Source organism: Pseudomonas sp. BF-R-26 (genome assembly GCF_019947395.1).
Taxonomy (GTDB): domain Bacteria; phylum Pseudomonadota; class Gammaproteobacteria; order Pseudomonadales; family Pseudomonadaceae; genus Aquipseudomonas; species Aquipseudomonas farris.
This window is the reverse complement of the sequence record NZ_JAGYGK010000001.1, coordinates 137,702-150,002: the sequence shown is the minus strand read 5'-3', so window position 1 is coordinate 150,002 and position 12,301 is coordinate 137,702. Positions and strand designations below refer to the sequence as shown.

Sequence of the window (12,301 nt, the reverse complement as noted above, 5' to 3'; positions counted from 1 at the left end):
GTTATCGCGCTCTTCGACGGCGGCGACTGATCAACAGCAAAGCCGCCGCCGTGATCGCCACAATAGCGCCTACCTGCACCGGTTTCTTGTAGGGCCGCAGCATCGAACGCGTAGCATCGGTGGCCTGGGTGACATAACGTTTGCTGGCGTTTTCAAAGTCGGGATAAGGGCATTGGTGACCGAAGTTCTCCGCCCAATCCACGTACGGGCCTTCTTTCACATACCGTTGATAGAAGGCACTTTCTTCTTCAAGGCTGGTGTTCCACCCCGCCGCTGCACACAACACCGCCGCAAAAGCCTGGCTGGTATGGGGCAGATTATCGGCAGCACGACTGGCCAAAGCCGTTGCGACATAACGATAGTGATAGCGCTCATCGGGTTGAGCGGCGCTGGCTTGCTGACGCAAGACTTCATCTTCAGCCACTAACGGGCCGACCTTTAGCTCACGGCTCTCAAGGCTGTAATTACCGCCGAACGTGGCGTAATCGGGCGCCATTTCGTAGCCGAGAAGCTCCATTCCCCATTGGCGTGCCGTCGAAGCGGCGTTGAACAACGCCGCGGCACGTTTGGTCGGCCACCAGGCAGCGTCTGCCTCCTGACGCAACTGCCCATACGCCTTAGCCTTGTTTTGCAGATCGACGTTGTCGAAGTAAGCCGGTGCTTCGTCGTAACGTTCTTCACGCAGCAAGCGCCGCCCGAGCAGATTGCGCAGGTTCGCAGCCACCGACAACGGCACATAATTGTCGCGATCCTGCTGGCTGAGCGGCGGCGGTGCGGGCACCTGAGTGTCGACGTACTGCTTGAGTTCATCGAGGGTCAGCACCCGCTCGGCAACGGTGGCCGCGTCGTACCAGTAAATGTTCTGGCTGCGATAGAGCTGATCAAAGGCTTGCAGATAATCGCCGCGTTGCAGGGCCAGGATCGCGCTTTCGCCGTCGACCCGGCACTTGGGCTGCACCGTTTCGTAATCCCAGTCCGGGGTCCGTCGTTCGCCCCAGGACTCGTTCTGTGGGAAGGCCTGGGCTGCTTTGGCATACGCCGCCGCGGCAGCGTTTTTGTCGCCATCACGTAATGCCAATTTCGCCCGCAGCCACCATGCGAGACCACCGTCACCGGCCTGTTCGAGGAAGGCTTTGGCACTGGCGTAATCGCCTTGCTGATAATTCATCGCCGCCAGGCGATCCGCGTTATCCAGGCTGCCGCGGGTGCTGTTTTGCAACAGTTTGATCAGTTTCTGTTCGTTCGGCGGTTGATCACCGAATGACCAGCCCAATCGACTGATCAACGACGCCGTCACCAGTTGCTGCACCGCTTTGCCCTTGAGCAACACGGCCAGTTGATCGTCGGGCATTGCCATCAGATCAGCCATCAACAACTTCAACGAGCTGTAACCCACCGCCGAACCGTGGAGGTTCTGCGTGGCGTAGAGTTCGATGGCGCTATCCCAGTCGCCAGCGGTGCGGGCCACTCGCGCTTCTTCGCCGAGGCTGGCAACACCCAGTTCCAGCGGGTCGCTGAAGCCGTCGATGCTCAATTGACGAGTCTGCTCGAAAGCCTTTCGAGATTGAGCCAACAGGTCGGGCCCCGCGCCCGCCTCTGAACTCATGGCAAACAGTGCCCGCCCCAACGAGTAAGCCGCCCAAGTACTGCGCAACGCACGTTGATCCGCCGGCAGCGCCAGCACCTTCTGGAAGTATTCGGTGGCCAAACCATGGTCACCGGCGTTGAACGCCACAGCGCCCGCCAGATAGAACATGTGCTCGGTCGGCAGGCTCGCGCCTTGCTCTTCAACCTGACGGGCATCGGTCAGGCTGCGCAGCTGTTGCACCAGCGCTTGCTGCTCAGGCGTCAGACCGGCCTGTTCGGCGGTGTTCCGCTGACCCGCGTAATCAGGCGCATCGCCGTAACCGTCCCCCGGAATGTTGGTGGCTGCGGTGACATTTTTCAGTCCAGCGATGGCATGCCCGAGGCGGTTGATCTCGACGTTGAAGTTGCCTTCCGGCAGTTCCGCCAGTGACTGGCCACGGTTGTCCAGCAGCCGCATGGGAAAGTCCGGCCCGCAGGCCAGCGCCGAACCCAACGGCAGGCTGAGGCTCAGGCAAAGCATATGGCGGGGCCAGTTACGGGTGAACATTCGAACCTCCTTGATCAATATTTGCGCAGCGTGCCCAACCGATGGCGCGCTGCCCGCCGGCGGGGATTCGACCCTCGCGCAGGCGGGTGAAGGTAAGCAGATCCGGGCGTTGTTGCAATGCATAACCAGCCAATGCATCGGCACCATCGCAGCCCTGCACCGCCAATGTCAGGCGTTCGGGCCAGGCGCTGTCGAGGTTGCCTTGGTTGCTGACGCTGATGTCATAGAGGCCGTCCTGCGCCGAGAGCTTCAGCCCCACGCGGCTGTCGAGCATATCGCCACGCGCCACAGCGATTAGCGTCGTCAGGCTCCAGGCCCTGCGATCATTGGCCAGCGGCAGGCGAAACCAGATCAGCCCGGCCAGATGAGCCGGTGGATCGGCGCGTAACTCGGCGCCGAGTTTGCTCAGTTGCAGCGGATCCGCCAGTAACTCCCGTCGATCGCCTCCCCGGTCGATAGACACTTCGCTTTCCACCACCGGCGCGCCACCGGTCCCCGACAACAACGCCACGCCATAAGCCGGCAGCGCCAAATAAAACGGTTTCGAGGTGATACGGCTCCAGGCCTTGGCCCACTGCCGTGCCTGATTCGGATCGAACAGCCCACGCAGTGGATCGCTCACCGCATGCACCTGCAATACGCTGCTGTCGACCGCCGCCAGCAGCGCCGGTAATTCGGGGCTGTCGAGCCAGGCCGGCAACGCGGTGATGCTCAGTGGCAAGGAGGCCGGCAGAACAGCGCGCAAATGCGTGAGGAATTCGCGGTAGGCCGGTAGCCGTGCGTTACCCGCATCGTGGTCGATTTCCACGCCGGAGAGGATCAGCCCCTGTCCTTGCCAATCGCTGAGCACCTGCTGGATTTGCGCCGTGACCTCGTCCTGATCCAGCCTCTTGAGCTGGCCATCCAGACGAATCACTGCAATCAGCGGCCGGCCATCACGCTTGAGCAGCACCGGATCAATCCGCGCCCGGCTCCAGCCAGCCTGCGGAAACGCCTGCAAGGCCAGTACGCGCAAGGTCGAGAAATCGGCGTGGCTGTCGCGCAACGCGGCCTCATGGGCGGGCGTCCATTGCCGTTGCCAGACATAGAATTGCTGATCGAGCGGCGGCGCATCCGGTCGCTCGCAACCGTTGAGCAACACCGCTGCCAGCAAAACGATCAAGCGTGTGAAAAAAACCATGAAAAACCTTATCCCTGAAATACAAAAAGGGCCTCTCAAGGCCCTTTGTCGCTCTGCTCGTTACCCTACTCAGCCATTGGCTTGCGGGCAATCATCACCTGAATTTTCGGTACCAAGAACTACTGGAAGAGAAATCCCTCGCCACAGTTCGCTCCTACAGGGGATTAGCTGTGTGGCGCAGGTTTTGGTATGGCAACGTTATCCAGCATCCGGTTCACCGCCAGTTCAGCCAGCATGACGATCTGTTGAATCGCCATCGCGGTGTGCCGGTGCGGCCCTTCCAGATACCCCGCAAAATCACTCGCCATCACACTGGCCTGGGCCAACGATTCACAGGTGTGGGCCAACAGGTCTTCGTCTTTGATATCCGGCGCAACCATATACATCGTGCTCGGCTTGCGGGCCACGGGGAATTTGAGGGCGGAGGGGTTGAGGTAGTGATCGAGCGCGCGTTCGGCGGCTTCGTTGAGTTTTTTTGAATCGAGGGATTCGTAAGGGGAAACGTCATCGGTTTCCGGGGGATTCGGTGTTGCTTTGAACATGGTGAAACTCCATTCGAGGATTGGAGTTCGCCAACACTGCGACCAAGCAGAAGGGTGGCGAACCGTACGCGGGTTGGTCGACCAGGGAATGGAACCCGGCAGGGCCTAAGCCCTCCCACGCACAGCTCGCCATGAAGCAAGCATAAAAGTGCGCCATTCTAAACCTGGGCGACCAAACCCGATCACTGAATTTGCAGCGACTCCCAAAGCCTATCCCCCCGACTTCTGACACGACAACCGCTAGAACATGTCGGAATCGTCCTTCAGAACAGCCAAATCTGTAGGATATTCGCAAATGTTTTCAGGCCAGCCGCTCCCACAGGGGATTTTCTGTGTTGTCTGGTTCAGTTACAGATCCAACACCAAAGGCTGCGAACCCTGCGCCGGCACCGCACAACAAATCAGCACCTCTCCAGCGCCGGGAACCTCCGCAGGGGGCTGTGGATAATTCACCTCTCCGCTGATCAGGCGGGTCTTGCAGGTCCCGCACGAACCGCCGCGGCAACTGAATTCCGGGCGCAGGCCGCGACTCTCCGCCAGCTCCAGCAAACTGCCGCCGTCCGGCTGCCAACGTGCTTCTTTGGCCGAGCGCTGGAACACGACTGGCACCGAAACGGTGGCGGCCGGTGGTTGCTCGATGACTACGGCGTCCGGATCAGGCTTGCGACGCAGCGTCGACGGCCCAAAGGTTTCGGCATGAATCCTTGAGTCGCGGATGTCCAGATCCCGCAGACTGTCGTACAGCCCCTGGGTAAAACTTCCCGGGCCACACAGGACAAAATCCACTTGGTCGTAGTCTTCCACCTCGAGAATCGTCTTGAGCAAATCGGCGTCTATGCGCCCGGTCAGGTCGTAATCTTCACCTTCGCGGGCGTCGGGCTCCGGCTGGCTGAGCAAACGCAGCACGCGCACCACGTCACCGAGGCCGTCGAGCAAGCGATCCAGCTCAGGACGAAACGTCTGATCCGCCAAAGTCCGCGAGCTCTGAAAGAACCAAGTAGGACGGATGCGCCGCGTGCGCAGGCCTTGATAAACAACCTCACGCACCATCGACAGCAGCGGCGTGATGCCAACGCCGGCGGCCAATAGCACCAGAGGCCGACGCTCATTGGGTGCCACGGTGAAATGCCCCTGAGGTGCACGGGCTTCCAGCAGATCTCCCACACGGATCAGTTCATGCAGATGCGATGACACCAACCCGTCACGCTTAACACTAATGCGAAAAAAATCGTCGGACGGTGCACTCGACAGGCTGTAAGTCCGGATATGTACTTCGCCGCCAATATTGAACCGCAAGGGTAAATGTTGCCCGGCCTGAAACACCGGCAACCCGGCGCCATCGGCAGGCTCCAGATAAATCGAACGGATGTTGTGGCTTTCCTGTTCGATGCGCGTCACGCGCAGCGGCCGCCAGCGATCCCCCAGGGCCTGGGCTTGCAGGCGTGCGTTCGCCTGCGCCCAGGTGCCGGTCAGCAAACTGGTGGGTGACACGCCGTCAAAGCGCCAGCGCAAGGCCAGTGCTGCGGGCCGTCGCACCACGCGCTCCACCTCGAATGTCCACAGCCGCTCGGCCCCTTGAAAGGCTTCGACCTGCGGGCCTTCGAGGATGACTTGGGTGCGACCGCTGAGGTGCAGCAGGTCGCTCGAATCGAAATCGATGAACAGCAAACCGGCTCGAGGATTGATCAGCAGGTTGCCCAGGGTATTGAAGAACAGGTTGCCGGCGAAGTCCGGGATGGTCAGGCGATTGCCTTCTACCTGGACGAAACCGGCCTGGCCACCCCGGTGAGAAACGTCCACCGAGCGCTGGCCATCGACGTCCACATAACTGGCGACAAAGAAGGTATCGGCGCCGGCGATCATGGCTTTGGCCGCGTCATCCAGCCCGTGGAGGTGCTGCGCGATACGGGTCGCCGGATCCGCCAATGGCACCGAGCGAAACTGGCGCAATTGAATGTATTGCGGGCAATTGCCGAAAGACTGCTCCACCTTCACCTCGAAGCCGCCCGCCGTCACAGCGCCGACTCGACCATTGAGGCGGTTGCGACGTCGGGTGTGCAATTCGATACCGAGCAGACCGATCGCCGCTCCCTCTTGCAATTGCGCAGGGTCGTCGCTGCCAGGCAGGCTGCCGAACTGCAACAGCGTGGGCTCTGGAGAATGGGCAAAGCCCGGCGCTCCTTCAAGGATGCTGGCCCAAGGGTTGCCGTCAGCATCCACCGCGCCGTACAGCATGAACGGCAGTTGCTGATAGAACGCGCGGTGCTGATCCGGCATCTCGCTGCGAATCACCCTACGACCTAATACGTCCATTCGTTCGACGACACCCACGTGAGCCTGCAACTGTTTCTCGCCTGCGTGCCAAGGTGAACGTTCCATAACGGCTTCTCCCCTGCGCTCCTCGCGCAATAAGAACGGCCCGACTGAATCGGGCCGTGAGCATCAGGCAGTTTTTTGCAAACCGGCGACGGTGCGCGGCATGCCGACAAATCCTGGCAAGGCTTCAATCCGCGCCAGCCAGGCACGGATGTTGGCGTAGTCATCCAGCGACACATTGCCTTCGGGTGCATGGGCGATGTAGCTGTACGCGGCGATGTCGGCGATGGTCGGCTTGTTACCGACCAGATAGGGCGTTGCGCCCAATTCCTGATCAATCACTTTGAGACAGGTGTGGGAATAAGCGATCACCTCTTGCGCGTTGTAAGGCGCACCAAACACAGTGATCAGCCTTGCCCTGCCAGGGCCAAAGGCAATCGGCCCGGCGGCGACCGACAACCAGCGCTGAACCTTGGCTGCCCCGACCGGATCGGTTGGCAGCCAACGACCGTTACCGTATTTCAACGCAAGGTAGACCAGGATCGCGTTGGAGTCGGCCAGCACCACGCCTTGATCATCAATCACCGGAACCTGACCAAATGGGTTGAGTGCCAGGAAGTCCGGTTGCTTGTGCGCGCCCTTGGCCAGATCGACGAAGATCAGCTCGGTCGGCAGTTGCAACAGCGACAGCATCAGCTCCACACGGTGAGCATGGCCAGAACGTGGGAAGTTGTAGAGTTTGATGGCTTGCATGGTCGACTCCGCTGGGTGGTGGCGCCATTCAGGAAAGATCAGCGCCGATAGGGGGCTATCTTCCATCCGCAACCAAAACAACAGAATAACCAGCAAACGCAATCCATTATTTCACCCAGTGCAATAACCCTCAGTCGTGCAGGGCTGGGTGTTCGCGCAGTACCTTCACCGCGAAGTCCACAAAACTACGGACCCGCACCGGGGCCTTGCGCCCACCCTGGTAGACCACATGAATGGGCAATGGCGGCAGTTCGAAGTCAGCCAGAACGATTTCCAGCTCACCGGCGGCGACCTTGCTCGCCACTTGATACGACAGCACTCGGGTCAGTCCCAGTCCCATGGCGGCAGCAGTAATAGCCGCCTGATTGGCGGTGACCACCAGACGCGGTTCCGGACGAACGCTGATCGGCTCTCCCCCGTCAAGGAACGGCCAGCTTCTGTGCTGACCGATGGACGAGGTAGCGATGATCGGGGCTGCGCTCAAATCTGCAGGATGGCGAGGCCGACCATGGTCGGTCAGGAATCCAGGGGAAGCGCAGATCACCCGCCGCACTTCGCCCACACGAATTGCATGCTGATTGCTGTCCGGCAACTCACCGATGCGCACAGCAACATCGATGCCCTCCTCGACCATGCTCACCACCCGGTCGACCAGTAGAGCGTTGATGCTGACTTCAGGGAATTGAGTCAGGTAACCGACCATGACCGGCGTAACGAACAAATCACCGAACAATACCGGCGCCGTGATCGTCAGTTGCCCACGAGGTTGGGCGTGGCTCCCGGCTGCCGAATCCTCGGCTTCCTGCACCTCGGTGAGAATTCTCCGACAGTCCTCCAGATAACGCTGACCCGCCTCGCTCAAATGCACGCTGCGGGTGGTACGTGTCAGCAATAGCGTGCCAATGCGTTTCTCCAACGCCGCCACGGCGCGGGTGACGCTGGCCGCCGACATCCCCAAACGCCGCGCCGCCGCCGAGAAGCCTTGCTCCTGGGCGACGGTGGCGAAGACCTGCATTTCCTGGAAGCGGTCCATGGATTAACTCCTGAGCACTGAAAAACGCGAGGCCGACAGTTCCCGATTGGACCTGGATATCGCTGGAAGAGGATGAGCCGTGCAGTTTTACTGGCATTCTGATTATTGTGACGTATAACCCTGAACGTTCACGCTTTCAATTGCTGAGACCGTATCCAGATGCCCTCCATCTACCAACTTAAGCCCGCCTTCCAGAATCTGTTGCGACCGCTGGTTCAGCGACTGTTCGATAACGGCACCACCGCCAATCAAATCACCGTGCTGGCCGGCGTCATTTCGGTCGTGACGGGCGTCGGGATTGCCTGTTTCGCCAATCACCTGTGGGTATTTCTGCTGATTCCCGTGTGGATGATCCTGCGGATGGCGCTGAACGCTATCGATGGCATGCTGGCCCGGGAATTCGGCCAGCAGTCGCGCCTCGGCGCCTACCTTAATGAACTGTGCGATATCGTTGCCGACAGCGCGCTGATCCTGCCTTTTGCCCTGATTCCCGATGTGAGTGTGTTGATTGTGCTGTTGGTCACGCTGCTGGCATTGTTCAGCGAGTACAGTGGCGTCCTCGGGCCGATGGTCGGCGCATCGCGGCGTTATGACGGCCCGATGGGCAAGAGCGATCGCGCGTTTGTACTGGGCGTCTTGGCCACCGGCATTGCCATCGGCTGGATCAGCGCGTTGTGGATTAACGTTGTGTTTGCGGTGGTCGCCGTCCTGCTGGCTTACACCTTGGTCAACCGGGTCCGTCTGGGCCTGAAAGAAGTGCAGGAAAACGCCCCCTCGGCATAAGGCCTCAGCGTAAGGCTCCCCAAGCATAAGGAAAGTGCAATGCGTGAAACTCAGAATCAGACCTTCACTACCCACGACGGCGTTGAACTGTTCTACCGTCATTGGCCGGCCACGGCGGGTAATCCGGGTGAACCGCGCAAGGCTGTGCTGCTGTTTCATCGCGGCCATGAACACTCGGGGCGCATCGCCCACCTGGTGGATGAACTGGACCTGCCAGCGTTCGACTTCTTTGCCTGGGACGCGCGCGGCCATGGTCAGTCGCCGGGCGCTCGCGGTGACAGCCCGAGTTTCGCCACCAGCGTGCGTGACGTGCAGACCTTTTGCGATCACCTGAACGCGACTCACCAGATCGACGAAGAGAACATGGCCGTGATCGCCCAGAGCGTCGGCGCGGTGATTGCCTCGACCTGGGTCCACGACTATGCACCGCGCATCCGCTCGCTGGTGCTCGCGTCGCCCGCATTCAAGGTCAAGCTCTACGTACCTTTCGCCCGTCCGGGCCTGGCGCTGATGCGCAAGTTTCGCGGCAACTTTTTCGTCAACAGCTACGTCAAGGCCAAGTTCCTCAGCCACGACCCGGAACGCGTCGCCTCCTACGACAGCGATCCGCTGATCACCAAGGCGATTTCGGTGAATGTGCTGCTCGGCTTGTATGAAGCCGCCGACCGTGTGGTGGCCGATGCGCAGGCGATTCAAGTGCCGACCCAGCTGCTGATTTCCGGCTCGGATTTTGTGGTCCACCGCAAACCCCAGGAACAGTTTTTCGAACGCCTGGGCAGCCTGAAAAAGGAAAAACACATCCTCCCGGGCTTCTTCCACGACACGCTTGGGGAACGTGATCGCGCCGTGGCCGTAGCCAGCGCCAAACGCTTTATCCTGCAAAACTTTGAATACCCGCTGGACCGGGCCTCGTTGCTCGATGCCGACAAGATCGGCCTGACCTGCGCCGAATCCGAATCCCTCGCCGCCCCGCTGCCGCACAACTCGTTGCGTGACCTGTACTGGCGCATGACCCGCGCCAGCATGCGCTTGGGCAGCCGGCTGTCTGACGGGGTGAAGCTGGGCTTCGACACCGGTTTCGACTCCGGCAGCACCCTGGACTACGTGTACCGCAACCAGCCCACCGGCAAGGGCGGGCTCGGGCGGATGATTGATCAGAACTACCTGAATTCCATCGGCTGGCGCGGCATTCGCCAGCGCAAACTCAATGTCGAAGAGTTGCTGCGCCTGACCATGGCCAAGCTGCGCGAAGAAGGCCGACCGGTGCGCATCGTCGACATCGCCGCCGGTCACGGCCGCTATATTCTCGAAGCCTTGCAAGGCGTCAGCCCGCTACCGGAATCGATACTGTTGCGCGATTACAGCGACATCAATGTACGTGACGGTGGTGCGCTGATTCGCGATAAAGGCCTTGGAGACATCGCGCAGTTCGTGAAAGGCGACGCGTTCGACCGCGCCGACCTGGCGGCACTGGACCCAAAACCGACACTGGCGGTGGTGTCCGGTTTGTATGAACTGTTTGCCGACAATGCACTGGTCGGCGGCTCTCTGGCGGGCTTGGCCGAGGCCGTGGAGCCCGGTGGCTATCTGGTCTACACCGGTCAACCCTGGCACCCGCAGCTGGAACTGATCGCCCGCGCTCTCACCAGTCACCGTCAAGGCCAGGCGTGGGTGATGCGTCGGCGCAGCCAGGCGGAAATGGATCAACTGGTGGAAGCAGCGGGTTTTCGTAAAATCACCCAGCGAGTGGATGAATGGGGGATCTTCACCGTGTCCCTCGCGCAACGGGTGCAATGATGGGGGCTGCCCCGAGAGAGCCGGGTTTGCTGAAACCCGCCGTGCTCTGGTTGCTGGTGCTGGCGCCGCTGTTTTTCGCCAGCTACGGCTTTGCCACGTGGGTCACGGCCCAGCGCAGCGATGTCGACACCGTCGTTTTCGATTGGGAAACCGCCATGCCCTTCTGGGCCTGGACCATCGTCCCCTACTGGACGATTGATCTGCTGTACGGTTTTTCGCTGCTGCTGTCCGACAGTCGCCATGAACTCAAGCGCCACGCCTTGCGCCTGCTGAGTGCTCAAATGATCTCAGTCAGTTGTTTCCTGTTATGGCCGCTGCGCTTCACCTTCGAACGGCCTGAACTGGATGGAGTGTTCGGTTGGCTGTTCGCGGTGCTGGCCGGGTTCGACAAGCCATTCAATCAGGCACCGTCGCTGCACATCGCCCTGCTGGTGATTTTGTGGGTGATGTACCAACGGCACACGCAAGGCCTGTGGCGCTGGCTGGTGCACGGCTGGTTCGCATTGATCGGGATTTCGGTGCTGACCACTTATCAACATCACTTTATCGACTTACCCACAGGCGCCCTCGCAGGCTGGCTGTGCGTGTGGTTGTGGCCGCTGGATCGGCCCAGCCCCTTGAGTAGCCTGCGGTTGGCCAAGGATCCGAAACGCTGGCGCCTGGCCCTGCGTTATGGCATCGGTGCGGCGATATTCGCCATTCCAGCCTTTGGCCTGGGCGGCGGATGGCTGTGGCTGATCTGGCCCGCCGTGGCGTTGCTGTTGGTGGCGCTCAACTACACGCTGCTGGACGCCGCCGGTTTTCAGAAACGTGCCGACGGCCGCCTTAGCCCGGCCGCCCGTTGGTTATTTGCACCTTACGTGGCAGCGGCGTGGATCAACTCACGGCTTTGGACCCGCAAGCATCCGCAGCCCAATGAGGTTGTGGATAACGTTTGGCTCGGCAGGCTTCCCGACGCTGAGCAGTTGGCGCCGTTCAAAGCGGTGGTTGATCTATGCGCTGAGCTGCCGCTCAACCCGAGAGGCCGCGCCTATCAAAACGTTCCGATACTCGACCTGACCACGCCCAGCGCTGAGCAATGCCTCGCCGCCGCCCAGGCCATTGAACATCTGCGCCAGCAAGGCCCATTGCTGGTCTGCTGCGCTTTGGGCTATTCACGCAGCGCCACCGCTATCGCGGCCTGGTTGCTGCACAGCGGTCGAGCGGCCACCGTCGATGCCGCCGTGGCGATGATCCAGGCCGCGCGTCCGCAAGTGGTGCTGCATCCGGCCCATCGTCAAGCCCTGGAGAGCGCCTATGCCGGTTGACATGGAACTGCACGTGGTCGCCAGCCTGCTGCGCCGGGGCCGCACTCTCGATCAGTTATCCACAGGGCTGACCTTGCTGGGTGTGTTGTTCGGCCTGCTGCAACTGCTGCTGATCACCCCGACTGCGCCGTTCTTGATCCTCAGCGCATGGCTGATCATCCTCGGGCTATGGCAAAAATACTGGGCGCTGCGGGTGGCCTTCGACGCTGACCTGTTTACCCTGATGGCCCGCGACGCTGACGCTTTGTCAGACCGCACTCAAGCCCTCGATCAAGCCCTGCAAAACCTCGGCCTGCAACCGGCCAACCGTGCCGGCCGGCCTTGGGCCGAACGTCAGCGCGGGGGGCTTAAACTGCTGCGCAAACAGGCTGTCCTGCTGGTCGCCCAAGTGCTGCCACCATTGGCTGTCATTCTGGCCAGCCCTTGGCTGCCCTTCGCTGGATAAGGAAATCGTTA

At 60.8% G+C, this 12,301-nt stretch carries 10 protein-coding genes; 4 read left to right on the top strand and 6 right to left on the bottom strand.

The annotated features are described in order from the left end of the window. Position 1: 1 nt before the first annotated feature. The 6 genes from KGB18_RS00720 to KGB18_RS00695 all read right to left on the bottom strand — a co-directional run bounded on the left by KGB18_RS00720 (position 2) and on the right by KGB18_RS00695 (position 7,958). Positions 2 to 2,134, bottom strand: coding sequence for a hypothetical protein (locus tag KGB18_RS00720; protein WP_223569248.1), 2,133 nt, complete (start codon positions 2,132 to 2,134; stop codon positions 2 to 4). Next, complete coding sequence (locus tag KGB18_RS00715) at positions 2,121 to 3,314, bottom strand: DUF3142 domain-containing protein (protein WP_223569247.1); 1,194 nt, start codon at positions 3,312 to 3,314, stop codon at positions 2,121 to 2,123. Before KGB18_RS00715 ends, KGB18_RS00720 begins: the two co-directional genes overlap by 14 nt. A 164-nt stretch (positions 3,315 to 3,478) precedes the next feature. After that, the gene (locus KGB18_RS00710; RefSeq protein ID WP_223569246.1) at positions 3,479 to 3,856 is read right to left on the bottom strand and encodes a DUF6124 family protein; all 378 of its coding nucleotides are present in this window, start codon (positions 3,854 to 3,856) and stop codon (positions 3,479 to 3,481) included. Positions 3,857 to 4,204: 348 nt separating this feature from the next. After that, positions 4,205 to 6,235, bottom strand: a complete 2,031-nt coding sequence (locus KGB18_RS00705) for a pyridoxamine 5'-phosphate oxidase family protein (protein ID WP_223569245.1) — start codon at positions 6,233 to 6,235, stop codon at positions 4,205 to 4,207. Between the two features lie 63 nt (positions 6,236 to 6,298). Beyond that, complete coding sequence (locus KGB18_RS00700) at positions 6,299 to 6,925, bottom strand: glutathione S-transferase family protein (protein WP_223569244.1); 627 nt, start codon at positions 6,923 to 6,925, stop codon at positions 6,299 to 6,301. Positions 6,926 to 7,055: 130 nt separating this feature from the next. Then, positions 7,056 to 7,958: a LysR family transcriptional regulator gene (locus KGB18_RS00695; RefSeq protein WP_223569243.1), complete on the bottom strand. Its 903-nt coding sequence runs from the start codon at positions 7,956 to 7,958 to the stop codon at positions 7,056 to 7,058. Positions 7,959 to 8,117: 159 nt separating this feature from the next. Between KGB18_RS00695 and KGB18_RS00690 the strand changes: the two genes are divergently transcribed. Genes KGB18_RS00690 through KGB18_RS00675 form a run of 4 tightly spaced genes read left to right on the top strand, consistent with a single transcriptional unit; the run spans position 8,118 to position 12,290 of the window. Continuing rightward, positions 8,118 to 8,741 carry a CDP-alcohol phosphatidyltransferase family protein gene (locus KGB18_RS00690; protein WP_123720110.1) on the top strand — a complete coding sequence of 208 codons (624 nt, stop codon included), beginning with the start codon at positions 8,118 to 8,120 and terminating at the stop codon, positions 8,739 to 8,741. Between the two features lie 39 nt (positions 8,742 to 8,780). Continuing rightward, entirely contained in the window at positions 8,781 to 10,538 is a 1,758-nt protein-coding gene (locus tag KGB18_RS00685; RefSeq protein ID WP_223569242.1) for a bifunctional alpha/beta hydrolase/class I SAM-dependent methyltransferase, read from the top strand. Continuing rightward, positions 10,535 to 11,845: a phosphatase PAP2/dual specificity phosphatase family protein gene (locus KGB18_RS00680; RefSeq protein ID WP_223569241.1), complete on the top strand. Its 1,311-nt coding sequence runs from the start codon at positions 10,535 to 10,537 to the stop codon at positions 11,843 to 11,845. Before KGB18_RS00685 ends, KGB18_RS00680 begins: the two co-directional genes overlap by 4 nt. Then, on the top strand, positions 11,835 to 12,290 hold the full coding sequence (locus KGB18_RS00675) for a hypothetical protein (RefSeq protein ID WP_123720107.1): 456 nt from the start codon (positions 11,835 to 11,837) through the stop codon (positions 12,288 to 12,290). The genes KGB18_RS00680 and KGB18_RS00675 overlap by 11 nt, the downstream gene beginning before the upstream one ends. Positions 12,291 to 12,301 lie beyond the last annotated feature (11 nt).